26 protein-coding genes and 1 pseudogene are annotated in these 26,107 nt (G+C 69.9%); 18 read left to right on the plus strand and 9 right to left on the minus strand.

Annotated elements, in window-relative coordinates; all coding sequences use genetic code 11:
• Positions 1-20: 20 nt before the first annotated feature.
• From ACTWQO_RS34040 to ACTWQO_RS34060, 5 genes and pseudogenes are all read left to right on the plus strand, one after another.
• A complete protein-coding gene (locus tag ACTWQO_RS34040) occupies positions 21-770 on the plus strand; it encodes a hypothetical protein (protein ID WP_443241227.1) in 750 nt (249 codons plus the stop codon).
• 83 nt (positions 771-853) lie between these two features.
• Positions 854-1,759 carry a phosphotransferase family protein gene (locus tag ACTWQO_RS34045; protein ID WP_443241273.1) on the plus strand — a complete coding sequence of 302 codons (906 nt, stop codon included), beginning with the start codon at positions 854-856 and terminating at the stop codon, positions 1,757-1,759.
• A gap of 1 nt (position 1,760) precedes the next feature.
• Complete coding sequence (locus ACTWQO_RS34050) at positions 1,761-2,453, plus strand: class I SAM-dependent methyltransferase (protein ID WP_443241228.1); 693 nt, start codon at positions 1,761-1,763, stop codon at positions 2,451-2,453.
• Between the two features lie 29 nt (positions 2,454-2,482).
• Positions 2,483-3,061 carry an HAD domain-containing protein gene (locus ACTWQO_RS34055; RefSeq protein WP_443241229.1) on the plus strand — a complete coding sequence of 193 codons (579 nt, stop codon included), beginning with the start codon at positions 2,483-2,485 and terminating at the stop codon, positions 3,059-3,061.
• Positions 3,062-3,079: 18 nt separating this feature from the next.
• Positions 3,080-3,604: pseudogene (locus ACTWQO_RS34060) on the plus strand (DUF6879 family protein).
• A 92-nt stretch (positions 3,605-3,696) separates the two neighbouring features.
• On the opposite strand, the gene ACTWQO_RS34065 reads toward ACTWQO_RS34060, so the two are convergent.
• Positions 3,697-4,290, minus strand: a complete 594-nt coding sequence (locus tag ACTWQO_RS34065; RefSeq protein WP_443241230.1) for an HD domain-containing protein — start codon at positions 4,288-4,290, stop codon at positions 3,697-3,699.
• A gap of 475 nt (positions 4,291-4,765) precedes the next feature.
• Between ACTWQO_RS34065 and ACTWQO_RS34070 the strand changes: the two genes are divergently transcribed.
• From ACTWQO_RS34070 to ACTWQO_RS34100, 7 genes are all read left to right on the plus strand, one after another.
• Positions 4,766-5,734, plus strand: coding sequence for an alpha/beta fold hydrolase (locus ACTWQO_RS34070; RefSeq protein WP_443241231.1), 969 nt, complete (start codon positions 4,766-4,768; stop codon positions 5,732-5,734).
• 206 nt (positions 5,735-5,940) lie between these two features.
• Positions 5,941-6,774, plus strand: coding sequence for a lysostaphin resistance A-like protein (locus ACTWQO_RS34075; protein WP_443241232.1), 834 nt, complete (start codon positions 5,941-5,943; stop codon positions 6,772-6,774).
• A complete protein-coding gene (locus ACTWQO_RS34080) occupies positions 6,774-7,961 on the plus strand; it encodes a sensor histidine kinase (protein ID WP_443241274.1) in 1,188 nt (395 codons plus the stop codon). Before ACTWQO_RS34075 ends, ACTWQO_RS34080 begins: the two co-directional genes overlap by 1 nt.
• Positions 7,958-8,620, plus strand: coding sequence for a response regulator (locus tag ACTWQO_RS34085; RefSeq protein ID WP_443241233.1), 663 nt, complete (start codon positions 7,958-7,960; stop codon positions 8,618-8,620). The genes ACTWQO_RS34080 and ACTWQO_RS34085 overlap by 4 nt, the downstream gene beginning before the upstream one ends.
• An 80-nt stretch (positions 8,621-8,700) precedes the next feature.
• A complete protein-coding gene (locus ACTWQO_RS34090; RefSeq protein ID WP_443241234.1) occupies positions 8,701-9,543 on the plus strand; it encodes a helix-turn-helix domain-containing protein in 843 nt (280 codons plus the stop codon).
• A 74-nt stretch (positions 9,544-9,617) separates the two neighbouring features.
• Entirely contained in the window at positions 9,618-10,229 is a 612-nt protein-coding gene (locus ACTWQO_RS34095; protein ID WP_443241235.1) for a dihydrofolate reductase family protein, read from the plus strand.
• A 129-nt stretch (positions 10,230-10,358) separates the two neighbouring features.
• On the plus strand, positions 10,359-11,543 hold the full coding sequence (locus ACTWQO_RS34100) for a DUF418 domain-containing protein (RefSeq protein ID WP_443241236.1): 1,185 nt from the start codon (positions 10,359-10,361) through the stop codon (positions 11,541-11,543).
• A 273-nt stretch (positions 11,544-11,816) separates the two neighbouring features.
• Here ACTWQO_RS34100 and ACTWQO_RS34105 read toward each other — a convergent pair whose 3' ends face one another.
• The 3 genes from ACTWQO_RS34105 to ACTWQO_RS34115 all read right to left on the minus strand — a co-directional run bounded on the left by ACTWQO_RS34105 (position 11,817) and on the right by ACTWQO_RS34115 (position 14,507).
• The gene (locus tag ACTWQO_RS34105) at positions 11,817-13,424 is read right to left on the minus strand and encodes a hypothetical protein (protein ID WP_443241237.1); all 1,608 of its coding nucleotides are present in this window, start codon (positions 13,422-13,424) and stop codon (positions 11,817-11,819) included.
• A 107-nt stretch (positions 13,425-13,531) separates the two neighbouring features.
• Entirely contained in the window at positions 13,532-13,891 is a 360-nt protein-coding gene (locus tag ACTWQO_RS34110; protein ID WP_443241238.1) for a MazG-like family protein, read from the minus strand.
• A 49-nt stretch (positions 13,892-13,940) separates the two neighbouring features.
• A complete protein-coding gene (locus tag ACTWQO_RS34115; protein WP_443241239.1) occupies positions 13,941-14,507 on the minus strand; it encodes a DoxX family protein in 567 nt (188 codons plus the stop codon).
• Positions 14,508-14,692: 185 nt separating this feature from the next.
• Here ACTWQO_RS34115 and ACTWQO_RS34120 point away from each other — a divergent pair, with 185 nt between their 5' ends.
• Positions 14,693-15,019: a nuclear transport factor 2 family protein gene (locus ACTWQO_RS34120; RefSeq protein ID WP_443241240.1), complete on the plus strand. Its 327-nt coding sequence runs from the start codon at positions 14,693-14,695 to the stop codon at positions 15,017-15,019.
• Positions 15,020-15,099: 80 nt separating this feature from the next.
• Positions 15,100-16,095, plus strand: coding sequence for an aldo/keto reductase (locus tag ACTWQO_RS34125; protein WP_443241241.1), 996 nt, complete (start codon positions 15,100-15,102; stop codon positions 16,093-16,095).
• A 273-nt stretch (positions 16,096-16,368) separates the two neighbouring features.
• Here the strand turns inward: ACTWQO_RS34125 and ACTWQO_RS34130 are convergent, their stop codons facing one another.
• Complete coding sequence (locus ACTWQO_RS34130; protein WP_443241242.1) at positions 16,369-17,151, minus strand: SDR family oxidoreductase; 783 nt, start codon at positions 17,149-17,151, stop codon at positions 16,369-16,371.
• 216 nt (positions 17,152-17,367) lie between these two features.
• Between ACTWQO_RS34130 and ACTWQO_RS34135 the strand changes: the two genes are divergently transcribed.
• Positions 17,368-19,008, plus strand: a complete 1,641-nt coding sequence (locus tag ACTWQO_RS34135) for an alkaline phosphatase D family protein (protein WP_443241243.1) — start codon at positions 17,368-17,370, stop codon at positions 19,006-19,008.
• On the opposite strand, the gene ACTWQO_RS34140 is transcribed toward ACTWQO_RS34135, so the two are convergent.
• The gene (locus tag ACTWQO_RS34140; protein WP_443241244.1) at positions 18,995-20,026 is read right to left on the minus strand and encodes a Gfo/Idh/MocA family protein; all 1,032 of its coding nucleotides are present in this window, start codon (positions 20,024-20,026) and stop codon (positions 18,995-18,997) included. The two genes, ACTWQO_RS34135 and ACTWQO_RS34140, sit on opposite strands and share 14 nt — an antisense overlap.
• 86 nt (positions 20,027-20,112) lie before the next feature.
• Between ACTWQO_RS34140 and ACTWQO_RS34145 the strand changes: the two genes are divergently transcribed.
• Together ACTWQO_RS34145 and ACTWQO_RS34150 are read left to right on the plus strand one after the other, a co-directional pair.
• The gene (locus ACTWQO_RS34145; RefSeq protein ID WP_443241245.1) at positions 20,113-21,447 is read left to right on the plus strand and encodes a multidrug effflux MFS transporter; all 1,335 of its coding nucleotides are present in this window, start codon (positions 20,113-20,115) and stop codon (positions 21,445-21,447) included.
• Positions 21,399-22,574 carry a serine hydrolase domain-containing protein gene (locus tag ACTWQO_RS34150; protein ID WP_443241246.1) on the plus strand — a complete coding sequence of 392 codons (1,176 nt, stop codon included), beginning with the start codon at positions 21,399-21,401 and terminating at the stop codon, positions 22,572-22,574. The genes ACTWQO_RS34145 and ACTWQO_RS34150 overlap by 49 nt, the downstream gene beginning before the upstream one ends.
• 35 nt (positions 22,575-22,609) lie before the next feature.
• On the opposite strand, the gene ACTWQO_RS34155 is transcribed toward ACTWQO_RS34150, so the two are convergent.
• Positions 22,610-22,999 carry a DUF6069 family protein gene (locus ACTWQO_RS34155; protein ID WP_443241247.1) on the minus strand — a complete coding sequence of 130 codons (390 nt, stop codon included), beginning with the start codon at positions 22,997-22,999 and terminating at the stop codon, positions 22,610-22,612.
• Positions 22,996-23,613, minus strand: coding sequence for a TetR/AcrR family transcriptional regulator (locus tag ACTWQO_RS34160; RefSeq protein ID WP_443241248.1), 618 nt, complete (start codon positions 23,611-23,613; stop codon positions 22,996-22,998). Before ACTWQO_RS34160 ends, ACTWQO_RS34155 begins: the two co-directional genes overlap by 4 nt.
• A 128-nt stretch (positions 23,614-23,741) precedes the next feature.
• On the opposite strand from ACTWQO_RS34160, the gene ACTWQO_RS34165 reads away from it, so the two are divergent.
• A complete protein-coding gene (locus ACTWQO_RS34165; RefSeq protein ID WP_443241249.1) occupies positions 23,742-24,734 on the plus strand; it encodes a small ribosomal subunit Rsm22 family protein in 993 nt (330 codons plus the stop codon).
• Here the strand turns inward: ACTWQO_RS34165 and ACTWQO_RS34170 are convergent.
• Positions 24,731-26,065, minus strand: coding sequence for a S28 family serine protease (locus ACTWQO_RS34170; protein WP_443241250.1), 1,335 nt, complete (start codon positions 26,063-26,065; stop codon positions 24,731-24,733). The two genes, ACTWQO_RS34165 and ACTWQO_RS34170, sit on opposite strands and share 4 nt — an antisense overlap.
• Positions 26,066-26,107 lie beyond the last annotated feature (42 nt).

Consider the following 26,107-nt stretch of genomic DNA (forward strand, 5'->3'; position numbering starts at 1 on the left):
CGATCAAAGACGGAGACACGATGACCACCATCGACACCACGGCCATCACGGTCGTACTGCCCGAGGCATTCGACGAGCGCTGGGGCCGCCTGCCCGGCATTCAGGTCGACGGCCAACGCATCACCATCGACCCGGCCGAGTACTTCTTCCGCTTCGAGTCCAGCACCTGGCTCGTCGCCGACTGGGAGCTGGTCAAGGCCGAGCTCCTGGACATGGAGGAGACGAGCGAGAGCGCGGTCGAGCAGCTTGCGCTGGAGTTCATCAAGACCCACGCCAAGTCCACGTCGGACGCCGCCCGTGTGCTCGCCACTGCATACGAGGTGTATACGTACGTGTTCCGCGACGAGCATCTAGCCGGTCTCGGGCTACCGCAGATCACCGCCGAGCACCTGCGGATGCTGCGCGAGGCGGCCACGCTGATGGCGCTGAACAAGGTGGAGCTGGACGGGCACATCTCCAACGTCGGTCCGTGCTGGTTCTTCCCGGCGGCCACCTCCGTGGTCTTCGACCTGGACGACGAGATGGGTGGCCTGCTCGACGAGGTCTACCACGGCGGCTGGTTCAACGAGCACCGCCGTATCGAGTCCATCAAGGCACACGCCGCTCTCGGCGGACGGCTCGTGCACGGCTGCCAGTCCGTGCCGGACCAGTCCGGTGGCGTCGTGGCGCCCTACGGTGCCTCGATGGCCACCTTCCGCGACGACCTCGCGGCCTTCAAGGCCGGATGGATCGAGCAGGTCTACGCCCACCGCGTGGGCCCTGCCGCGTAACACCACCGTCCCGGTATCGGGGCGGGCAAGTACCTCTCGCCCGCCCCGGATGCCTTCAACAGCAACTGGAGCCACCTGTGGACATGAACCTCAACGCCGATCTCCTGGACAACCTGTTGACCATGGCTAGCCGGTCCAGCGCGGTGCGCGAGGAGGTGCGGGTCTGGTCGATGTCCGGCGTCGAGCGTCTGACCTTCGCTGACGGCACCACCGCCATCTTCAAGTACGCCAAGAAGCCGTTCGACAGCGAGGATCAGGCCCTTCGACTGGCACGTACCCTTGGTGTCCCGGTGCCTGCCGTTCACGCCTCCGCGGTCGTGGACGGATGGCTCGGGATGCTACTGGAGGACCTCGGCGCTCCCGCCCGCGAGGCCGACGACCTGGATGGTGCCACCGCGGCCGTCGTCCTGCACCACGCCCGCACCGCCGCCGCTCTGCCGGTCCTCGATCAGGAGGGGTTGCGCCGGCTTCCGGGCCGTGCCCTGGAGCACCTCGGCCAGCTGCGCAAAGCTGAGCGCTGGCAGGACACGGACGATATCGAGGACGCCCTCGACCGCACCGCGCAGGCAGCTGAAGCACGCTCGGCCGGTACGACGGTGGCTCCGTTCGGATGGGTGCACTCCGAATTCCACCCCACCAGCCTTCACATCGGCCGACACGGCTGGCGGCTGCTGGACTTCGCCCGCGCCTTCACCGGTCCCGGCCTGCTCGACCTCGCCAGTTGGCACGGCACCCTCGACACACCCGACCCCCTACGCTTGCGGGTCTTCCTGGAGACCTACGTCACCGAAGGCGGCACCCCCGACGCCCTCGCCGAACGCGGTGGCTTGCCCGCCGCGCAGTGGGCTCTGGGCTGGCACCGCATGTGGGCCGTCGAGTGGTTCATGGAGCAGTCCATCCGCTGGATCAATGACCCGGACACCGACCCCGCCTACATCAAGGCCGTCCGCCGCCACCTCACCGATGTCCTCCACCTCCTGGAGGTCTGACGTGCTTGCCCAGGCGTCCCCCTGGTACGTCCACGCTCTCCAGCGCACAACGGCCAGCCCCGCCGAGCCACTGTCCGTACCCGCGCGGATGGAATGGACCACGCGGCCCGGCACCGGGCCCGGCGCCGAAATCCTCGGCCCGGATCTGCGCCGCAAGCGACTGCTGGAACTCGGCTGCGGCCCCGGCCACAACGCCGCCCACCTCGCTACCCGCTACGGCGCCCAGGTAACCGGCGTTGACGTCGTCGGCCTCCAGGTCCGCCGAGCCCGCTCGCACTACGGCCGGCTGAAGAACCTCACCTTCGTGGCGAGCCACGCCCTGCACTACCTGCAAGCCTCCGACGAGCGGTTTGACGCGATCTACTCCGTCTTCGGCGCCATCGGGCTCGTAGCCCCCGAGCTTCTGCTCCCGGCCATCGTCCATCACCTCAGACCCGGCTGCGTTCTCGCGTTCTCCGTCCCCCACCCCCAGCGCGGTGGATTACGCCCCGCCGCCGACGACCGGCCCCGCCGCGACTACGTCATTCTGCCCGACCGCACCCGACTACCCATCGCCCGCTGGGATTTCGACGCCGACCGCTGGGAGAAACATCTCTACCGCGTCGGCCTGTGGCTCACCTCGGCCCAGGAGTTCCACGACGCGCGTCACGGCCGCTGGCCCACCACCCTGCTGATCACCGCACGGAAGCTCTGACCCCATCCCGGCTCACATGGGAGAAACAGATGCGCCTGCCCTATCTACTCCTCGATGTCGACGGCGTCCTCATACCCTTCCCGGACGCGGAGGGGGCCGGCCCGGCGACCCACACCCGCCACGACGTTGTGCCTACTGGCAGGAGCAGCGACGACCCGGTCACGATCTGGATCAACCCTGCGCACGGTCCGTTGCTCATGCATGTGATCGAGACCCGCCTGGTCGTGCCCGTCTGGTGCACCAGCTGGCGCCAAGACGCCACCACTCTTATCGGCCCGCTCCTCGGCCTCCCGACGCTGCCATACGTCGACCTCCCGCATGCGCAGATCACCACCAGCCACCCCAACGGCTACCTGTGGAAGCGCGACCACGTCGGCACCTGGCTCGGCGACGCACCAGCAATCTGGATCGACGACGACTTCACCAGCCTCGACTACGCATGGGCCGCCGAGCGCACGGCTCACGGCCTGACGACGCGACTCCTCCAGCCCGACCCATGCATCGGTCTTCTGCCCGAGCACCTGGTCCAGGCAATAGCTTGGGCTGCGGGGTTGCTTGTCCCACACGTTGACGTAAGCGATGCGCCACGGGGGACTGAAGCAGCGTGACGGAACTGGAGGAAAACAGTGGACCTGATCACCCCGGCCCAGCGCGACGAGCTGTTCAACAGCTTTGAACGAGACGCTTTCCACCTGGAGCTGAGGGACGACTACGGGTCTCCCGTCGAAGACACTCCCTACGCGCGGTGGCAGAGGGGCGAGCCGGACAACTACGCCTGGCTCAAGCCTTGGATGACGCTCATGAAGCGCGTCACGGGCGAAGGCAAGACGGTCCGACGCGTCCGGGTGGTTGCGGAGCCGCACTCCCAATACGTCGGGTGGGAGCACTCATTGACCCGCCTCAACGTCGAGGCCGGCGAGGACATCCGCTGGCTGCCGCGACACCGGTGACCCGAGGGCATCACCTTCCCTGCCGGAGGCAACGACTGGTGGCTGTACGACGATCGTCTTCTCGCGGTCGGCCACTTCGATGCCGAAGGCCGGGTATTGGGGTCGGAACTCATTGAGGATCCCGACACCGTGGCCCAGTGCATCAGCCTGCGCGACCTGCTCTGGGACATCGCCACCCCACATTCCGACTACAAGCCCTGACTGGTGCCGCTGATTGAATGGTCGGCTGGGCCAGCCCAAGGTCGTGCGCAAGTCGTGGCCCGCTGTTCTGTGATCCGCCGGTTGGTCTGAACTCAGCTCTTCCCTTCGCCGAGCGCAGCGCGCAGCCAGTCCAACGACCCCGTCTCCAGCACCGCGTCAGCCAGCGCCTGCCCCGCATTGGTGACAATCCGCCCCCGGCTGTTGTCGATCCACCGCTGAGCATTGGCGTAACCCTGATCCCGGTACTCGATGCCCTGGATCATGCACTCCAACTTGTCCGCGTCCCGCGCGCAGATCGCTTCCGGCGACTCCTTGGCCTCGTACTCGGCGACAAGGTCACGCACAGCTTCGGCCAGGAGTTCGGGCATGCCAGCGACTTGGTCGGCGGTGATGTCGCGAGGGGCGGCCTCTCCGCCGGTGTACTTCTTGCCGAGGTGGTTGACGTCGCCGGTGCGGGTCTCTTGGGAGTCGTGCCAGACGGCGAGGAACACGGCCCGGGCGGGGTCGGCGCCCTCCAGCTTCGCGATGATCGTCGCGATGAGAGCGGTGCGCCATGAGTGCTCGACGACCGACTCGGGGTGCTGCACGCCTGCCATCCACCATCCGGTGCGGGCGGTGTTCTTCAGCGTCCCCGCCTCATACAGGAAACCGGCAACCGCGGTCAGTCCTCGGACACCGTGCGGCACCTCTCACGCCTCGGCGAGGCGGATCGTGTACCGGATGCTCGCCTGCTCAACGAGAGCTCACGGCTATCCGACATCACGGGGAGCCGGTCGAGCAGTTGCCCAGGCTGCCGCGCCCGATCGCAGCAGGTTGGGTCGGATCTGCATGAGCGACCACAGGGGATGGATGTTGAGGTCGCCGTAGCCCTAGTGCGGTGCGCGGCGCTCGACGAGGTGTGCGAGGAACTGTCGCAGGGCCACGGTCGGGGTGTGCGGTCGGCGATGAACTCGTCCGTCAGCTCCACGTGGCGCGTGCGACTGCGCCCGAAGCCCTGCCTGTTGTCCCCCTGATGAGCCACACGCAAGTGCGCGCCAGGGAGTGACGATTTCACGCCTCGCTTTCCATAGCGTTCTGGTCGTGGCCGCAGAGCCCTGAAATAGACATCCCTTTGAAATGCACGCCGCATTCGAAATGTGCACCGCTTTATGGAGGCAACAGATGAACCGCAGGATCAAGGCAACCGCCATCACAGCACTCTCCTCCGTCGTGGCCGGCGCCGCGCTCATCGCCTGCGACGGACCCGTGTCGACCTCTGAGAAGACCGCTGAGAAGACCGCCGGCAAGGTCACCGAGGAGACCGCGGAGAAGGCCACCGGCAAGGTCACCGAAGAGACCGCGGAGAAGAACCTCGGGGACGGGGACCAGTTCTCCGGCACCAAGAAGATCCGGGTCGGAAAGCACTTCGTGAACGTCTCCTGCTCGGGCGACGCGATGGGGGACAAGCCTCTCGTGATGCTGATGGCCGGCGGCGGCGACGGACTGGACACCATGGCCGGCCTGCAGAAGACACTGGGGGAGAAGTCCCGGGTCTGTTCCTACGACCGGCTCGGCGAGGGCAAGAGCGACAAGCCGAACGGCACGCAGACCATCGACGACAGCGCCAAGATCCTCACCGTCGTCCTCGACCGCCTCGCCGGTGACCGCTCCGTCGTCCTGGCCGGTCACTCGCTGGGCGGGTACATCGCCGCCCGGTACGCCCCCGACCACCCGGACCGGATCAAGGGACTGGTGCTCATGGACGCCACCATCCCCGCCCTGACCGCAGGCCTCTCGAAGACGATCCCCGAGTCGGCCACCGGCATGGCGGCCGAACTGCGCGACCAGACCATGGCGGTCAACGAGGGCCAGAACCCGGAGCAGTTCATCATCGCCGACACGAAGGTCCGCTCCGCCGGGAAGATCCCGGTGCAGATCATCAAGCACGAGTCCCAGTACGCCGAGGTCCCCGAGTACGGGCCCGCGCTGGAGGAGATGTGGTCCAAGGGCCAGCAGCAGTGGCGCGCGCTGTCCTCCCGCAGCACGCTCAGCACCGCCGCGGGAACCGGCCACTACATCCACGTCGACCGCCCCGACATCGCCGTCAAGGCCATCCAGCGCGTCACCGCACAGGCCGCACAGGCCGCATAGGCCCATAGGCCGTATAGGCCGCACGGGCCGCCGGGAACAACCACCAGCCGGCGCTGTCCCCCACGGGAGCCACGCCCAAGTGCGCTCTGCGTGGTGACGATCCCGGACCACGAAATCCCTAGCGTTTGTCCTGGCCTCGGCGCGCACGCCGACGGGCTTTTTCCGAAGGAATTCAAAGGAATTCAAAGGAACTCAGAGGGGTTCTCATGAGGTTCATCTGGCAGCTTCTGGCCGTCGTGGCAATTTCCATCGCAGGCGGTCAGGGCCTCGCCGCAGTGGACGGAAATCCGTGGCTTCAACTCGTCGTCGGCAGCCTGGCCGCCGTACTCGCGATATTCGTCTACGGCTGGGTGGTGCGACGGACCGAGCACCGCCCGTCCACGGAAGTCGGACTGGAGGGCGCCGCCCCCGCGGTCGGCCGGGGTCTGCTGATCGGTGCCGCGATGTTCTCGGCCGTCGTCGTGAACCTCTTCTCCTCGGGGCAGTACGAGGTCGACGGCCTTGGATCGCCGACGGGCGCGGTGGGACTGTTCGGCTTCATGGCCGCCGCCGCCGTGACGGAGGAAGTCCTCTACCGGGGTGTGCTGTTCCGCATCGTCGAGGAACGCACCGGCACGTGGATCGCGCTGATCCTCACTGGCCTGCTCTTCGGCGCGTCGCACCTGTTCAACCCGCACGCGAGCCTCTGGGGCGCCTTCGCCATCGCGATCGAGGCCGGCGGCATGCTCACGGCCGCGTACGTCGCCACCCGCAGGCTGTGGGTGCCGATCGGCGTGCACTTCGGCTGGAACTTCGCCGCGTCCGGCATCTACAGCACCGAGGTCTCCGGCAACGACACACCGCAGGGCCTGCTGAACTCCTCGATGTCGGGCCCGGAACTGCTCACCGGCGGCGACTTCGGGCCGGAGGGCAGTGTGTACGCGATCCTGTTCGGCGTGCTTGTGACGATCGCGTTCATGTGGCTGGCCCACCGGCGTGGCCACGTGGTGCCCCGCCGACACACCGACCGGAACGACGCCACCACTAGGCTCGTCCGGTGATCGCCCTCCGGAGAGCCTTCCCCCGCATCCGGCTCCGCCGGACCCCGGGCCAGTGGCTCCAGTTCGACGTGACGGCCTGGTACCTCGTCCTCGGCCCGCTGCTGCTGGCCGCGTCGTTCCTCCCCTCGCTGCAGAGCCACGGCACACAGCTCGGCGGCGTCCCGAACCGGCCCTACGACACGTTGGCCGTGGTGGTCATCGTCCTGGAGAGCCTCCCGCTGATGATGTGCCGCCGATGGCCGGTGGCCAGTGTGGCACTGGTGTCGGTGGGCTTCGCCCTGGACCAACTGCTCGGCTACCACTCGCTGGCCGGTACGGCGCTGGCCCTCGCGCTGCTGGGCGCCGGGTCCCGGGTGGAACAGCACCGCCGCGCCACCATCCTCGTCCTCTCCGTGGCGTACGTACCGCTGGCCGTCGCCCTCTCCCGGCTCGGCTCGGGCGAGTCGACGAGCGGGTTCGTGATGTTCTACGTGGCGACGGCCCTGGTCTGGGGCATGGGGGCGTGGCTGCGCGCCGCCCGCATCGCGGAAGCCGAACGCCGGCGCCGCGTCGCCGAGGAGACCCGCACCGCCGAACGCACTCGTATCGCCCGCGAGTTGCACGACGTGGTGACCCACCATGTGACGGCGATGGTCGTGCAGACCGAGGCGGCCCGCTATCTGACCTCCGCTCCCGAGCGCCTCGAACAAGCCCTGACCGCCGTCTCGGAAACCGGCCGGCAGGCCATCGGCGACCTGCGGCACCTGCTCGACCTGCTCAACCCCGACCACAGCCCGCAGCCGACCGAGGGCAGGACCCAGCATGTCGGCAACCTCGGCACCCTGGTGGAACAGACGCGCAGGGCGGGCCAGCCGGTGGAGTTCACCGAGGAGGGCACCCCGCCGGAGTCCACCGGCAGCGCCCACCTGGTGGCCTACCGGGTGGTGCAGGAGGCCCTGACGAACGCCCTCAAGTACGCCCACGGCATTAGCACTTCGGTTATGGTGCGCCACGGCGACAAGGAGATAACCGTGGAAGTCACTACGGAGGCATCCGGCTCGCGGGCGACATCCCCCGGCGGCAGCGGACGCGGCCTGGCCGGGCTGCGGGAGCGGGTCGACGTCCTGGGTGGCGAGTTCAGCGCCGGCCGGCGCACGGGCGGCGGGTTCGTGGTACGGGCGCGCATCCCCGCCAAGGGCCCGTCGTGACTGCGCCGATCCGGGTCGTGGTCTGCGACGACCAACTGCTGATCCGCACGGGGCTGGTGACGATCATCGACGCCCAGCCCGACATGGAGGTGGCCGGCGAGTGCGGCGACGGACAGGCCGCCGTCGACCTCGTCGGCCGGCTGCGTCCGGACGTCGTCGTGATGGACATCCGTATGCCGGGACTCGACGGCATCGGGGCCACCCGGCTGCTGGCCGGGTCCGGGGTGCCGCACCCCGCCAAGGTGCTCGTGGTGACGACGTTCAACCTCGACGAGTACGTCTACGAGGCCCTGCGCGCCGGGGCCAGCGGGTTCCTGCTCAAGGACGCGCCGCCGGACCGGCTGCTGCACGGCATCCGCACCGTGGCCGTGGGCGCCGCCCTGCTGGACCCCGAGGTGACACGTCAGCTGGTGGGCAAGTACGCCGCCCGTATCCGTCCCGCCGAGGACGGCCCGGCCCAGGACATTCCGCTGACCCCCCGCGAACTGGAGGTCCTGCGCCTGATCGCGGACGGCCTGTCCAACAACGAGATCGCCGCGGCCCTGATGATCAGCCGGGAGACCGTCAAGACGTTCGTCTCCCGCATCCTCACCAAGCTCGGCCTCCGCGACCGCGTCCAGGCCGTCGTCTACGCCTACCGGCACGGGTTGGTGACCTGATGACCGGCGGTCGGGGCGGCATACGGCCGGGGCGTCTTTGCTCCCTCGCGAACTGAACCCCCGTCGGCCACACTGACTCCATGGAATACGTCGGCCGGGTGCCCGCCCCGCCGCTGGACCGGTTCATCGATGACATCTACTGCCTGACCGGGGCGCCGCGGCACCGTCGGATGAACGTCCCGCCGATGCCGTCGGCGCATCTGTTCATCAACCTGGGCGGACCCGCCCGCCTCCGCGACTCCGACCCTTCGGTGCCGCCGGCAGTGTTTAGCGACGGGTGGTTCATGGGGGTATGGACCAGGCGTTTCCTCGTCGAGTACCCCACGTGGGTGCGGCTCGTCGGGGTGCACTTCAAGCCTTGGGGGATGTCGCCGTTCGTCGATGTGCCGGCGAGTGAGCTGCGGGACCGATGGGTGCCGGTCGACGCCGTATGGCAACGGTCTGTGGACCGGATTCGTAATCAGGTCGGGGACCTCGCATCGGCCACCGAGACGCTGCGGGTAGTGGAGGAGGAGCTGCGGTCGCGGCTTGCCGAGGCGCCGTCGCGTGGTCTCGACCTGGTCCTGCACACGGGCCGGCGTTTGGAGGCGTCCTACGGTGCGGTACCGGTCGGTGCGCTGACCGAGGCCGCCGGGGTGAGCGGCAATCACCTGGCCACGCAGTTCAAGGCTCATGTCGGAGTCACGCCGAAGCGGGTGGCGCGGATCTACCGGTTTGCCCGGCTGATCCTGTCCGTGGACGCCCTGCGTCCGGTCGACTGGTCGGAGCTCGCTCATGCGGCGGGCTACTTCGACCGGGCCCACTTCAGCAGGGAGTTCAAGGACTTCACCGGCCACGCCCCGACCGAATACCTCGCACTGCGGCGCCGATTCCCCGCCGAGCCGGGGTTCCCGCCGGATGCCGGTCCGATGCCGGCTGATTGATTTTTTACATGCCCAGTCACCTCCCGGGGCGACAGGATCGGGGGCGAGCGAGCAAGGAGACCCGAGGAGAACCCGTGGGCGCAGTGATCATGCACAACGTGGTGTCGGTGGACGGCTTCATCGCCGACGTGAACGACGACGTCGGGCCACTGCACGATTGGTACTTCAGCGGGGACACCCCGATCACCGAGAGCGGCGACCAGGAGTATGACCATTCCGGAGCTGGAAGCAGCTTCAAGGTCTCACGTGCGTCGGCGGAGTACGTCCGGCCGATGTGGGAGTCGATCGGCACGATCGTGATGGGCCGCCACTTCTTCGACCTGATGAACGGGTGGGAAGGCAACCAGCCCGCCGGCGACCACGTGGTCGTGGTGTCCCACCGGCCCAAGCCCGCGGGCTGGCACCCCGAGGCGTCGTACCACTTCTTCGATGGCGTGACGGCCGCGATCGACAAGGCCCAGGAACTCGCCGGGGAGCGCGTCGTCGCGGTGAGCGCAGGCGAAGTCGGCGGCCAGATCCTCGCGGCCGGACTCGTGGACGAGGTGGCGATGGATGTGGTGCCGGTGGTGTTCGGGTCGGGCAAACGCTACTTCGGCAGCATCGATGGGCAGCACCTGCTCGAAGATCCCCACGTGGTCATCCAGGGCGACCGGGTGCTGCACCTGAGGTTCAAGGTGCGCCGGTAGGTTCGCCGCCAGGACTGACGGCCGCCCTTTCGCGAGAGCGCCGTTCCCGGCCGGCTGCATCGAAGGATGTACGACGGTTTCCTCCGGCCGCACGACGATCGCCCCCCGAAGCGCCGAGAACCTGGAGGTATGCCCAACAGCCTCCGCGCGTCCAAGGACGTCGCGTCCGCCTCCCTTTCCTCCGCACCGGCCCGGCTGCCACTGCTCGACGTGCTCCGCGGCGCCGCGATCCTCGGCACGCTCATGACGAACGTGTGGATTTTCGCGGCGCCCGGCTCGGAGTGGGCGTTCTTGCAGGGCGTGCCCATGCCGGATCCGGCTGACGAGCCCGCCGAGGCGCTCTTCCGGTTTCTCGCGGACGGGAAGTTTCTGTCGCTGCTGACGATTCTGTTCGGGGTCGGGCTGGCCATCCAGTACGACTCCGCCGCCCGCCGGGGCACTCCGTGGCCGCGCGGATATCGGCCCCGTGCGTTGTTCCTGTTCGCCGAAGGCACCCTGCACTTCGTGCTGGTCTTCGGGTTCGACGTGCTGATGGGGTACGCCCTTACCGCATTGCTGGTCGCCCGGTTGCTGGCGCGTTCCGATCGAGTACGGCGGGTGGTCATGTGGGCGTCCGTGAGCCTGCATGTGGCGCTCATGGCGCTGATCACCCTCGCCCTGCTGGCCTCGCCCGCAGAAGACTCCGAGGGTGGCGTGTCCAGTAAGGCCGTCGACGTGTACGCGCACGGCAGTTGGGCCGATCAGATCTCCTTCCGGCTCGAGAATGCGCTCGCCTTGCGCATGGAGCCGGTCATCTCCTTCGGGCTCCTGGTCTTTCTCTTCCTGCTCGGTGTTCGGCTGCATCGCGCTGGTGCGTTCGCGCCGAGCGACAGCGGGCGGCGGCTGCGGTCTCGGATGGCGGTCTGGGGGCTGGGGCTGGGGCTTCCGTTCAATGGGGCCTTGTGGCTGGGTGGCGAGGAGTTCTTCTTTCTCGGGCGGTATGTCGCCGCTCCGGTGGTCGCCGTCGGGTATATGGGGCTGATCGGTGTACTTCTCGACCGTGGGTGGGTCCCGGCATTCGTCACCCGCGGGCTGTCCTCCGTCGGGCGTACGGCCCTGTCCTGCTATGTCCTCCAGAACCTGCTGTGCATGCTCGCCTGCTACGGGCTCGGCCTCGGGCTTGCCGAGCGCTTTGCGGACAGTGGGCCCTGGTGGGTGATGGGTCTGTGGGGCTCTGTCTGTGTCCTGCTCGTCGTCGGGTCGACTCTCTGGCTGCGGCGGTTCTCGCACGGGCCGCTGGAGTCCGTGCAGCGCAAGGCTCTGCGTCGTCGCTGAGGCGGTGCGGCGGGGACCGTGGCATGTCACCGTGGCGGCGTGGAGAACGCTGACGTCGAACGAGTCCTCGCCGCCCGGGACGCCCCCGTCGCCGACCTCGGGCGTGAGAATCACGCTCGGCATCGCCGGGGGCGCGAGCCTGCCCGATCCGGCAGGGCTGATGGAGGGGCGGGGGAAGTGCATCGGCACGTCAAGCTGCGTACGTTCGAGGACTTGGCGCGGGCCGAACTGCGGCAGCTCATGCAGCGTGCGATTGCGCGAGGTCGTGCGTAATTACGTCCGTCCGCACGCCGGTTGGCCCTCCAGCAAACCCGCATAGCTCGACGTCAAGCGGTACACCCCGGCCTCCGCAGCGGTCAGCTCCGTCCACCCCTCCCGTTCCCGCACGCACGCCCCCTCCGCCCGCAGCCACGGCGAGTACGCGACCCGCACGGTGATCGTCGCCGGGCGCGGCAGCTTCAGGCTTACGACCGCCTCGTCCGCGCGCAGCACCCGAGCCGGGGAAGAGGCCAGCGGGGTCGGGTCGGTAACGCGGTAGATCTGCCAGTCGGCGTCGTGCCAGACCGGGCGTAGCCACTTGCTCGCCCGGGGGATCAGGGTCGACTCGGCGACGGAGTGGGGCTCGGGGGTGGCGCGGGGGAGGACGACGTAGGTGATCGCCCAGTGGTGCAGCCAGGCCCGGTAGCGGGACGCGTCGAGGTGGTCGTCGTAGAACAACCCGCCTCTCTCCACGTCCAGTTGGCGGTTCCAGCCGCGCATCTGCTGGATGTGGGGGGCGAAGAGGGTGGCCTCGCGGTGGTCGCGGGCCGGGGGGATCTCGATCCTGGCCCGGGTCGCGCCCAGGCGGGTGAGTTCGGTGCGGACTCCGGTGGTGTGTCTGGACCAGGCGGGTACGGGGGTCGTGACGCGCAGGTCGAGCGCCGTCGGCAGGACGCACCAGTGGACGGAGACGGCCAACGCGATGGACAGGGCGAGGGTGCGGCGGCAGCTCGTGTGGAGCAGCGCCGCCAGCAGTACGGCGGGGGCGAAGTGCATGGCCAGGCGCTCCACGTTCATGCCGACCGGTGACGGGATCAGCCATGTCAGGACGGCCCCGATCGCGTAGACCGCGGCGCCCGCCCGCACCACACGCCACTCTCGCGGCGCCGCCCATGCCACGACGGTCGACATCAGCAGCGGTAACGCCAACCGGAGCGCGGACATGGGCTGTTCGCCCTCGAAGGGGAACAACAGGGTCGTCGACGCCACCAGAAGAACCGGGGGGAGGGCCAGCGCGAGCGCTTTCGCGTACCGCCGGTTCAGTCCGTATCCCGCAGCCGCCACCAGGAGGAACAGGCCCGCCACCGGGCTCGCGAGGGTGGCCAGCGACGCGGCGACCGCTGTCACCTTCAGGTGTGCCCTGTCCACGACTGCGAGCAGCGCCGCCAGGCCGAACGCCAACCCGAGCGCGAAGGTCGTACGGCCCGAGGCCACGTTCGCCCATACGCCCAGTGCGCCCAGCAGGGACGGCCACAGCGGGGATCGTACGGGCGTCCGGGTCAGGAGTGCGGACAGCAGCCAGGTGGCTGTCACGCCGGACAGGACCGACACCGTACGGACGCCCAGCAGCGCCATCAACGGCGGTGACAGCACGCTGTAGTTGGCGGTGTGCGTGCCGGCGTACCAGAACAGGGCGTACGGGGTGCCGGGGTGCCTTGCCGCGAAGCCCGCCCAGGCGTACTGGGCTGCCAGGTCGCCGCCGCCCGTCGCGAGGATGGTGGCCCAGATGCCGTAGAGGGGGAGGGCCGCGCAGGTGGTGATGAGCGGGACTGAAGGGGTACGGCGCCGGGGCGGGCGTGCTGTCGGCTGTGGTGGGGCGGGGGTGAGTGCGGGGGACTGCATTCGCCCACTCTTATGGTGAAACACACCGAATTGCCTGATCGTTCAGCGCGTCTCCGCCGATCAGCCGTTCAGTCGAGTGGTCGCTCAGGGACGCGCCCCGCCAGCGCTCAGGACCCGCCCAGCGAACGCTCCTTGACCCTCGCCAGATGTCGCGTGAACACCTCACGCGTGTCCGGAGTCAGCGTGCGCAGCGCCACCAGCGCCGTGATCACCACGTCGCACAGTTCCGACTGGACGTCGTCCCAGGTGTGGGTCGTCCCCTTGCGCGGGTTCTGGCCGGTCGCGCCGATCACCGCCTGGGCCACCTCGCCGACCTCCTCCGACAGCTTGAGCATGCGCAGCAGCAGGCCCTCCTGGTCGCCGTGCGCCCGGTTCTCGTCCAGCCAGGTCCACAGGGCGTCGATATCGGTCCAGAGGTCGGCGAAGGTCTCGGCGGAGGCCTCGGTGGAGGCGCACTGATCAGTCATGCGGGCAGCTTGGCACGGCATGCCATGGCTGTTCCGTGAGTAGACCCTCCTACTCCCCGAACAGGGCATCCTGCTCCCCGAACTGTTCCGCCTCCTCCTCCTTCTTCGCCTCGTCCAGCCTCTTGTTCCGCATCCCCACCACCACCGCCGTCACCGCCGCCGTCGCGCCGAGCGCCGCCGGAACCATCCAGCCGCGGTCGAAGACGTGCCCGAGCGCGTGGTCGAGGGAGAGGCGGCCGGGGCCCGCCACCGCGAGGCCGGTCGCCGCCAGGCCCAGGGTCGCGGCGTACTCGTAGCCGCCCTCCTGGTTGAAGAAGCCGTTCGGCATGTGCACCGTGGCCGCGCCCGCCATCCCGCCGGCCGCCGCCGCACCCGCCGCCGGGGTCGCCAGACCCAGCGCCAGCAGCGTGCCGCCGCCCCACTCAGCCAGCCCCGCCGCCGTGGCGCTCGCCTTGCCGGGCCGGTAGCCGACGGACTCCATGAAGTGGCCGGTCCCCTCGATCCCGTGTCCGCCGAACCAGCCGAACAGCTTCTGCGCGCCATGCGCGGCCAGCACTCCGCCGGTGCCCAGCCGGAGCAGCAGCAGGCCCAGATCTCGTCGGTCGTAACAGGTCACGGTGACTCCCGGAGCAGACGGTAGAAACAGTTCCCCCCCACAGTTCCCCGTGGGTCTTCCATGTGGCCCCCGTGGCTCTCCACGTCCCCCACGGGTTTCCACCGTCCCACCGATGACACCCACCCAGCCTCCCTGGACCGCCGTTCGGGTGGCGCGGTCCCGGGAGCGGTGTTTGTCTGGCAGTCATGACGATTCAGCCCAAGAACCTCAGCGACCCGGCCGTCCGGGACTTCGTCAGTGCCGTCAACGCGCACGACCGCGACGCCTTCCTCGCGCTTCTCACCCCGGACGCGACGATGGCGGACGACGGCTCCGACCGTGACCTCGACGAGTGGATCAACCGGGAGATCTTCGACTCCCACGGCCACATGGAGGTCGACCGCGAGTCCGACGGCGGCCGTGCCCTCGTCGCCCGCTACAGCAACGACACCTGGGGCGAGATGCGCACCCAGTGGCGGTTCGACGTCGACGACAGCGGCAAGATCCGGCGGTTCGAGACCGGCCAGGCGTGAACGGACCCTGATACTGCGTCGAAGTTCCGCTCAGAAAGCCCTTGCCCTAGAGTGCGCTCCAACCCATAGCGTCCCGGGTCATGGAGACGATCTCGCACACCAGGACCCTCGGCCGCACCGGCATCGAGGTCAGCGCCCTCGGCTTCGGCTGCTGGGCCATCGGCGGTGAGTGGCAGGACCCGGACGGGCAGCCGCTCGGCTGGGGCACGGTCGACGACGAGGAGTCCGTACGGGCCGTCCGGCGCGCACTCGACCTCGGCGTCACCTTCTTCGACACCGCCGACACCTACGGCGCCGGACACAGCGAGCGCGTCCTCGGCCGTGCGCTCGGCAAGCGCCGCGCCGACGTGGTCCTCGCCACCAAGTGGGGCAACATCTTCGACGAGGAGACCCGCACCCTCACCGGCAGCGACGACTCCCCGGCCTACGCCCGCCGTTCCCTGACCGCCTCACTGCGCCGCCTCGACACCGACTACGTCGACCTCTACCAGCTGCACCTCTCCGACGCCGACCCCGACAAGGCCGCTGAACTCCGGGAGACGTGCGAGGCGTTCGTACGCGAGGGGCTCATACGGTCGTACGCCTGGAGCACCGACGACCCCGCCCGCGCCGCCGTCTTCGCGGAGGGCGCGCACTGTGCCGCCGTGCAGCATCGGCTCAACATTCTTCAGGACGCACCCGAAATGCTTGCCCTGTGCGAGGAGTTGGGGCTCGCCAGCATCAACCGGAGTCCCCTGGCGATGGGGTTGCTGACCGGGAAGCGGGCCGCCGGGCAGGCACTTGAGGCCGGGGACATCCGCAGCGCTCCGCCCGCCTGGCTGCCCGGCTTCTCGCAGGGTGCGGGCGCGGACCCGGAGTGGGTCCAGCGGGTCGACGCGCTCAAGGACATCCTCACCAGCGGCGGCCGTACGCTCGCCCAGGGCTCCCTCGCCTGGATCTGGGCGCGCAGCCCGCGCACCGTGCCGATCCCGGGGTTCCGCACGGTCGCCCAGGCCGAGCAGAACGCCGGCGCACTCGCCCAAGGGCCGCTCAGCGCCGCCCAGTTGGCCGAGATCGAGTCCGTCCTGGGGCGGTGAGCGGGGCACGCACAGAGGGACGTTTATGGCAGCCGTTCCACGGACCGGCTCGTGCCTCGCGGTCCCGCGCGAGGCCACCCCCACCCGGTGCGGTGGAACGGCTGCCATCTCCCCCCTCGCTGTGGCTTACGGGAGCTGAGCACTCCGGCTGTGAAGCTCTTGTGGAGAGGTGTTGAGCATAAGCCTCCCACCGGCTGCAATGCAGCGGAGTTTCACATTCCGGTTGTGCAAGTTGTGAAGCCTGTGCGCTAGGGGTGCGCTCGGGTGGTGTGCTCAGCCACGTCCGACGTACGGCATCGCCGTCGCCAGCACCGTCGCGAACTGCACATTCGCCTCCAGCGGCAGCTCCGCCATGTGCCGCACGGTGCGCGCCACATCGGCCACATCCATCACCGGCTCCGGTGCGACCTCGCCGTTCGCCTGCAGCGCCCCCGTCTGCATCCGGGCCGTCATGTCCGTCGCCGCGTTGCCGATGTCGATCTGCCCGACCGCGATGTTGTACGGCCGCCCGTCCAGCGACAGTGACTTCGTCAGGCCGGTCAGCGCGTGCTTGGTCGCCGTGTAGGCGACGGAGTGCGGGCGGGGCGTATGGGCGGAGATCGACCCGTTGTTGATGATCCGTCCGCCCTGCGGGTCCTGCACCTTCATCTGCCGGTACGCCGCCTGCGCGCACAGGAACGCTCCGTTGAGGTTCGTGTCCACGACGTGCCGCCAGGCGTCGTACGGCAGCTCCTCCACGGGTACCCCGCCGGGGCCGAACGTTCCCGCGTTGTTGAACAGCAGGTCCACCCGGCCGAACCGGTCTGTGGTCGCCGTGAACAGTGCGGTGACGTCTTCCGGTTGTGACACATCCGTCCGTACGGCGATGGCGGCGCCGTCGGGAGCCAGTGCCGCTGTCGCCTCCAGGGTCTCGGGGTGCCGGCCGGTCAGGGCCACGGACCAGCCCGCGTGCAGCAGTTCTACGGCGACGGCGCGGCCGATGCCGGAGCCGGCGCCGGTGACCACGGCGATCCGTGCGCCTTCGTCCGTCTGCCTGTTGGTTTGCATGGCATTCATGGGGCCGCAGCGTAAGTGCTCCGCCGTGAGTGCCGCGATTGGTCGTCGCTTGTCTGCGGGTTCGTCGTGGCTGGTCGCGCAGTTCCCCGCGCCCCTTTGGGGCGTTGCGGAACTGGAGTCTCATCTGACCGCCATCTGGGTGTTGTGTACGTGCCAAACGGGGGTCGTCCTGGGTCACTCCAATTCTCCTGCATCCCATTGCCAGGGGAGGACCAGATGACACCCGCAGCTCGTCAGTCCCAGCACACCCCCGAACTCCGTGCGGTCGCCCGCCACTTGGGCCGTCGCCGTTTTCTGACCGTCACCGGCGCGGCTGCCGCGCTCGCCTTCGCGGTGAACCTGCCCGCCGGGGGCGTCGCGAGTGCCGCTGAGCTCGATGCGGCGCAGATCGCCGACGACCCGTTCACGCTCGGCGTCGCCTCCGGCGACCCGCAGCCCGGGTCCGTACTTCTGTGGACCCGGCTGGCGCCTGCCCCGTTGCAGCCGGACAGCGGTCTGCCTGCCGCGCGTGTCACCGTCCAGTGGGAGGTGGCGCGTGACGAGAACTTCCGCCGGATCGCCAGACGTGGTGCGGTGACCGCGCACCCCGAGTTCCATCACACCGTGCATGTCGCGGTCGACGGCCTGGACGAGGGCCGTGTCTACTACTACCGCTTCCGGGTGGGCCGTTGGGTCAGTCCGACCGGCCGCACCCGCACCGCTCCCGGCCTCGGCAGCAAGGTCTCTGCCCTGACCTTCGGCGTGGTCTCCTGCCAGCGCTACGACCAGGCCTACTTCACCGCCTACCGGCATCTCGCCGAGGACGACGTGGATCTCGTCTTCCATCTCGGCGACTACCTCTACGAGTACCCGGTCAGCTCCGTCGGCGGTGCCCGCGCCTACCCGGCGGGCACCCTGCCCGACCTGCTCAACCGCGAGACGGTGACGCTGGAGGACTACCGGCTGCGGTACGCGCTGTACAAGTCGGACGCCGACCTCGCCGCCGCGCACGCGGCACACCCGTTCATCGTCACCTGGGACGACCACGAGACCGAGAACAACTACGCCGACGACATCCCGGAGAACAGCGTCCCGCCGGAGGAGTTCCTGATCCGCCGGGCCGCCGCCTACCGGGCCTACTGGGAGAACATGCCGCTGCGCCGCCCCCAACTGCCCGACGGCCCCGACCTCCAGCTCTACCGGCGTCTGCACTGGGGCCGGCTGGCCCAGTTCGATGTGCTCGACACCCGGCAGTACCGCTCCAACCAGGCGTACGGCGACGGCTGGCAGCTGCCCGGGCCCGAGTCCGAGGACCCGGCGCGCACGCTGACCGGCGACGCGCAGGAGAAATGGCTGATCGACGGCTGGCATCGTTCGCGCGCGCTGTGGAACGTGGTCCCGCAGCAGGTCACCTTCTCCCGTCGGCACAACACCACGACGCCGCCCTCCCCGGTCTCCATGGACTCCTGGGACGGTTACCCGGCCTCCCGCGAGCGCGTTCTCGCGGGTGCGGAGGCGGCCGGCATCGAGAACCTCATGGTCCTCACCGGCGACGTCCACGTGGGCTACGGCTTCGACATCAAGCGGGACTTCGCCGACCCCGACTCCCCGACCGTGGGCACGGAGATCGTCGCCACCTCGATCGCCAGCGGCGGCAACGGCTCCGAGAAGCCTGCCAATTGGGCCACCTACATGGCCGCCAACCCGCACATGAAGTTCTACAACGGGCAGCGCGGCTATGCGACGGTCGCGCTGGGCAGGGAGTCGGCGCGGGCCGACTTCAAGACCCTGGCCTATGCGACGACGCCGGGCGCGCCGGTGACGACCGCCGCGTCCTTCGTGACGGAGGCGGGGGCGCCGGGGCTCAAGCCGGTGTGACGGCCGGTACGGCTTCCCGGTCGGCTTCGCCGGGGTAGCGGACGCCGATGCGGTCCCGTATCGCGTCGAGCGTCCGCATCACGGCGAGGGTGCCGTCGAGCGGGACGAGTGAGGACTCGGTCTCGCCGGCCCGCAGGGCCCGCATCACCTCGCGGGCCTCGTACTTGAGGCTGTTGTGCGGGTCGGCGGCCGTGTCGTGGGCGAACACCTCCGGTTCGCGGCCGTCGCGGTGCAGGACGAAGCGGTCGGCGTGGAAGAAGCCGTACGGGATGTCGATGCGGCCCTGCGAGCCGGTGACCGACGCGGAGACGGACGTACCGCCCACGACAGAGCAGTGCACCGAAGCGAGAGCGCCGCTCTCCCACGAGAGCAGTGCACCCGTCTGGAGATCGACGCCCTCGTCCGAGAGCACTGCTCGCGCCGCGATGTCCGACGGCTCCCCGAGCAGCAGCTGCGCGAACGACACCGGGTACACCCCGAGGTCGAGCAGCGCGCCGCCGCCCTGTGCGGGGTCGCGGAGACGGTGCGAGGGCGGGAAGGGGCCCGCCAGGCCGAAGTCGGCCTGCACGGTGCGTACTTCGCCGATACCGCCGTCGTCGACGAGGGCCTTCAGCCGCCGGATCACGGGATTGCAGTACATCCACATGGCCTCCATCAGGAAGCTCCCGCGCGTCCGCGCCAGCGCGACCAGTTCCTCGGCCTCGCGCACGTTCAGGGTGAACGCCTTCTCGCACAGCACGTTCCGCCCGGCCTCCAGGCACAGACCGGCGGCGGCCCGGTGTGCCGCGTGCGGGGTGGCGACGTAGACGACATCGATGTCCTCGTCGGCGGCGAGGGAGGCCCAGTCGCCGTATGCCCGGGGAATCCCGAACCGTTCCGCGAACGCCTTCGCCGAGTCCGCGGAGCGCGAGGCCACCGCCACCACCTCCGCGTCCGGCAGATCCACCAGATCCGCCGTGAACGCGGCCGCGATCCCGCCCGTCGCCAGGATCCCCCACCGCACGTTCTCCGCCGTCATCCCGTCCCGCCCTCGTTCATGTGACCCCAGCCACTGTGTTCGAACTGAGAGCATAGGGGCCGTATCGCGAGGAGAGGGAGGGGCGCATGCCCGAGCGTGGGGCATCCAGGGCATCCATAGCGAAAGAGACGCAGAACAAGGCGCAGAACGAGACGCAGGCGGCCGTACCGGCAACGAAACCGGAATCGGCCGTCCGTGCTGTGCGCCGCACCGGCATGCTCGTCACCCTCATCCTCGGCGGAATGACCGCCGTGCCGCCGCTGACCATGGACATGTACCTCCCGGCCCTGCCGCAGGTCACCGAGTCCCTGCACGCGCCCGCCGCGACCGTGCAGCTCACGCTCACCGGCTGTCTGGCCGGCATGGCGCTCGGGCAGCTGGTCGTCGGCCCGATGAGCGACAAGTGGGGGCGGCGGCGCCCGCTGCTCATCGGTCTCGCGGTCTACATCGTCGCCACCGCCCTGTGTGCGCTGGCGCCCACCGTCGAGGCGCTGGTCGCCTTCCGGCTGGCGCAGGGGCTCGCGGGCGCGGCCGGGATCGTGATCGCGCGGGCGGTCGTACGCGATCTGTACGACGGCATGGAAATGGCCCGCTTCCTCTCCACCCTCATGCTGATCTCCGGGGTCGCGCCGATCGTGGCGCCGCTGATCGGCGGGCAGATCCTTCAGGTGACCGACTGGCGGGGCGTGTTCGTCGTGCTCACGGTCGTGGGGGTGGCGCTGGCCGGCGTCGTCTGGGCGAAGCTGCCGGAGACGCTGCCGTCCGAGGAACGGCACGACGGCGGGGTGGGTGAGGCCCTGCGCTCGATGCGGCGGCTCCTCGCCGACCGTGCCTTCTCCGGCTACATGATCGCGGGCGGCTTCGCCTTCGCCTCCCTCTTCGCCTACATATCCGCCTCGCCGTTCGTGATCCAGGAGATCTACGGGGCCTCGCCGCAGATGTTCAGTGTGCTGTTCGGGATCAACTCCGTCGGGCTGATCGCCGTCGGTCAGATCAACGGGAAGGTGCTGGTCGGGCGGGTCGACCTCGACAAGGTGCTGGCCGTCGGGCTGGTGATCGTCATCGCCGCCGCGACCGCGCTGCTGCTGATGTCCCTGGACGTGTTCGGCGAGGTGGGGCTGGTGCCGGTGGCCGCCGCGCTGTTCGTGCTGATGTCCGCGATGGGCATCACCCTGCCCAACACCCAGGCCCTCGCCCTCATGCGCACCCGGCACGCCGCCGGTTCCGCCTCCGCCCTGCTCGGCACGTCCTCCTTCCTCATCGGCGCCATCGCCTCCCCGCTGGTCGGTGTCGCCGGCGAGGACACCGCCGTCCCGATGGCCGTCGTCCAACTGGCGGCGGCACTGGTGGCAATGGCCTGCTTCGTGGGAATGTGCCGTCCTTGGAACACGCGTACGGATTCGGAGGGAGCAGGGAGCTGAGCGCGCCGAGACTGCGCAGCGGCACAGCGGAACGGGCCGGACTCGACCCCGGGGAACTGAGCCGCCTCGTCCGTGAGGTGAACGACCTCACCACCGGCGAACCCCCCTGGGCGGCGGGCGCCGTCGTGGTCGCCGGACGCGGGCCGGTCATCGCCGTCGAGGAGGCGGTGGGGTGGGCCGTACGGTACGAGGGCTACGACGCGGAGGCCGACGCGGGCGTGGAGCTGCCGTCGTCCGAACGGGTCCCGATGACGACCGGCACCCCCTTCGACATCGCCTCCCTGACCAAGCTGTTCACGGCCGTCGCCGCCGTGCAGCAGATCGAGCGGGGGACGCTCGGCATCGACGCGCGCGTGGGTGCGTATCTGCCGGACTTCGGGGCCGCCGCCGCGCACGGCATCACCGTGCGGCAGCTGCTGACCCACACCTCCGGGCTGCGGCCCGAACTCCCGCTGTACGACTGCGCCGACGCGGCTGAACGGCTGGCGCTGTTGCGGGCGGAGGTGCCGGTCGGGGTGCCCGGCACGTACTGCTACTCCGATCTGAATCCGTTGTTGCTGCAGCAGGTGCTGGAACGCATCACGGGCCGCACGCTCGATGTCCTGATCCACGACGGCATCACGCGCCCGCTGGGGATGACGGCGACAGGCTACGGTCTCCGCCCCGATGCGGCGGCCACGGAGGACCAACGGCGGCCGTGGGCCAAGGCGGACCGGGGGATGCTGCGGGGGGTCGTCCACGACGAGAACGCCTGGGCGTTGGGCGGGGTGGCCGGTCATGCGGGTCTGTTCTCGACGGGGCGGGATCTGGCCGTGTTCTGCCGGGCGCTGCTTGCGGGCGGTTCGTACGGTCCCGCGCGCATCCTCGGCCCCGACTTCGTGGAGCTGCTGCTGACGCCGCCCGGGCTGGGCTTCGCGGTGGATCAGCCGTGGTTCATGGGGGAGCTGGCGGGGGAGGGGGCGGCCGGGCATACGGGGTTCACGGGGACGTCGCTGGTGCTGGATCCGGCGACGGATACGTTTCTGGTGCTGCTGGCGAATACGGTGCATCCGCGGCGGCGGGCCGCGGACAGCCGGCCGAGGGCGCGGGCGGGGACGCGGGTGGCACGGGCGGTGCGGGGGCTGTAGCGGTGCCGCAGGGTGTTTCTCGCCCCCGCCGCCCCTCAAACGCCGGAGGGGCTGGAATTCAGCCCCGGGATCAGGATCGCCGCCACCGCCAGGTGCATCAGAGCGAGGGAGACCCGGGTGCCGGCGTCCATGCCGTCGCCGATGAACGGCAGGAAGGACACGGCCAGTACGGCGGCGGCCACCCCGGTCCAGATGGTGCGGGCGCGTCGCGCCCCGAACCGCTCCAGGGCGGCCAGCAGTCCCCAGCCGGAGAGTGACGCGAGCAGTGCGACGAAGGCTATGGGCACGGCGCCGATGTCGAGGGTCTGCTCGCCGTCGGCGATCCGCAGGCGGTGCCCCAGCAGGGGGTCCGCGACCAGCCACACCAGGACGGGGGCCAGGACGGCCAGGGCCGTAACCCCCAGGCGCCTTCTCCGCGCGCTCACTTGGCGCCCCCCGAGAACGCCCCGTGCAGGAAGACCTCCACCAGCTCCTGCGGGGTCAGGTCGGGCTCGTCCTCCGTACGCGGCTGGGTGAAGAGCAGGCCGAAGAAGAGGGCCGCGATCTGCTCGGGCGGCCGGCGCAGGGCGGCCTTGTCGGGCTCCAGCAGCTCCGCCAGGGCCGCGCGGATACGGGTCGTCGATTCGGCACGGCCCGCTCCGCGCACCGTGCCGGGGTGCTTGCCGCCGCCATGCCCCAGCGAGCCGAGGATCGCGCCCATCCTGGACATGTGCGCCTGCAGCGCCTCGGCCGCCTCGGCGAGCCGGTCGGGCAGCGGCTGGGACACGTCGATCGCGTCGAGCTCGCGGACCGCGTGCTCGGGGGAGAGCGCCTCGGCGATGCAGGCCTGCAGCAGCTCGTCCTTGTCGGCGAAGACCCGGAAGATCGTGCCCTCGCCGATGCCCGCGGCGCGGGCGATCTTCGCGGTCGTCACCGCGGCGCCGTACTCGGCGATCAGTGGGATCGCGGTCTGGATGATCATTGCGCGGCGCTGCTCCGGCGACATGGCGGGGGCGCGGCGGCGGGTGGTCTGGTCCTGGTTCTCCTTGGGTGCTGTCATGACTGCGAGAGTACGGAGTGAGGACTCACTCCGTCAATGAGTGAGTCCTCACTCCGCGATGGAGGGGCGGGGGCGGGCGAGGAAGGTGTGGTCCGCAGTCGCCTCCGGCGCGCTCGTAGAATCAGTGGGTGAATGTCCCCGTACGCCCGGCCGAGACCCTGCGCGACACCCTCGCCGCTCTCCTCGACGGCCTTCCGCCCCGCCAGGCCGCGCAAGCCGTCGACCGGCTGATCGCCAACTACCGTGGCGCCACCCCGACCGACGCCCCGATCCTCCGCGACCGCGCCGACGTGGCGGCCTACGCCGCGTACCGCATGCCCGCGACCTTCGAGGCGACCCACTCCGCGCTGGAGGCCTTCGCGCAGGCCGTACCCGAGTGGACACCCGGCAGCCACGTCGACGTCGGCGGCGGGACCGGCGCCGCGACCTGGGCCGTCACCGCTACCTGGCCCGGCGAGCGCAGCGTCACCGTGCTGGACTGGGCCGAGCCCGCGCTCGCGCTCGGCCGGGAGATCGCCGCCGCCAACCCGGCGCTGCGGGACGTACGTTGGCAGCGCTCTCGTATCGGAGCAGCGCTCACCATCGAGAGCGCTGATCTCGTCACGGTCTCCTACGTCCTCAACGAACTCACCGCCCCCGACCGCGCCGCCCTCATCGACGCCGCCGCCACCGCCGCCCAGGCCGTGGTGATCGTCGAACCCGGCACCCCCGACGGCTACACCCGCATCATCGAGGCCCGCGACCGCCTCATCGCCGCCGGCTTCCACATCGCCGCCCCCTGCCCGCACAGCGCGGCCTGCCCCATCGTCCCCGGCACGGACTGGTGCCACTTCTCGGCCCGGGTCAGCCGTTCCTCCCTGCACCGCCAGGTCAAGGGCGGCTCCCTCGCCTACGAGGACGAGAAGTTCGCCTACGTCGCGGCCACCCGCCTCCCGGTCGCCCCGGCCCCCTCCCGCGTCGTACGCAAACCGCAGATCCGCAAGGGCCAGGTCCTCCTCGACCTCTGCGAGACCGACCCCGCCCTCCGCCGCACCACGGTCACCAAACGCCACGGCGATCTCTACAAGGCGGCACGCGATGCGGACTGGGGCGACGCGTGGCCGCCCGAGGCGGAGGACTAGGACACGTCTGCCCAGCGGCGCAGGGTGGCGACGGCCGCCGCGTGGTCGGCGGGGGACAGGTCCTCCAGCCTGACGTGGTGGTTCGTGTCGGGCGCCCACAGGACGCATGAGTCGTGTGCGCCGGGACGGAAGGGCTCGGCGACCGCCGGGTCCATCGCGCCGTTGACGAACAGCAGCCGGCTGCCGCGTCGGCGGACCCAGCGGTCGATGTCCGGCATGGCGTCGGAGTCGAAGCGCAGTGGAATGTCACATGGCACAAAACTGCGGGGTTCGATGGCCCGCGGATAGCGCAGCAACCCGGCCAGATGGGCGGTGGGGACGCTCAAGTACCCCATCTGCGTGCCGAGTTGATACCAGTAGGGGATGTAGTGCGTCGCGATATCGTCGGCATACACGGGCAGCGCGGCGGTGCGCTCCAGCCACGCGTACAGCTCGTCGGTCGTCGCAGCCGGGCCGGGGATGGTGCCGCCGTCCCCCGTGCCGTTCTGCCAGAACATGAACAGCACGCGCAGGACGGCGATCTCGAGTGCCTTGTCCGCGCTGCCGACGATGCGGAAGCCGGTGCCGGCGGACGCCGCCCATGCCTCGTAGCGGGCGACCATGTCGGAACGCCGCAGCAGGATCTCCCGCTGGGCCGCCTTCAGCGCGTCGCGCGTCTCGGCGGTGCCGATGGTCTCCAGGAAGCGGAGATAGGCGGAGTCGTCCCGGTCGTCGACGTTGTTCGGCGCGGAGTAGGCGACGGTGCCGGCCACGTCGTAGGGATGGAAGCGGCGGTGGTAGACGCTCGCGATGCCGCCCTTGCTGCCGCCGGTCGAGATCCACGCGCCGCCGTACAGGCGACGGAACAGGCGTACGACGCGGTGATGGTCGTCGGCGGCCTGGCGGATCGTCAGGTGGGTGTAGTCGATGGTCGGCGGGCGGGACGTGCCGAAGTAGCGGTGCTCGACCTGGAGTTGGTTGGCGTCGAGCAGGACGGTCGGCTCGGACCGGTAGGGCGTGAGGGTCGCCTCGTAGCCGGTCGTGAACAGGACCGTCGGCCGGTCGGCCGAGGTGTGCAGCAGCGTGAGGCGCTGCTCGAAGGTGCCGGCCGCGGGTTCCGTGTGGTCGACGGGCTGGCGCAGGCCGAGGACGAAGAAGCGGTACCCGGGCTCGGCGCCCGGCCGTTCCTCGATCACCCGCAGTCCGGGCAGGGCCCGTAAGGCGTCCAGCACGTCGTCGTTCCCGGCGCGGACGCGGCCCGTTGCCGCCCGCGAGGGAACGGTGGTCGCGACGGCCAGGCCCGCTGCCGAGGCCGTCGAGGTGAGCAGACGTCGTCTCGTCCACGCATACATCGTGATTCCTCCCCGGTGTCGCTGACCGCTTCAGTACAGCGG

This window comes from Streptomyces sp. 4N124 (genome assembly GCF_052245395.1).
Taxonomy (GTDB): domain Bacteria; phylum Actinomycetota; class Actinomycetes; order Streptomycetales; family Streptomycetaceae; genus Streptomyces.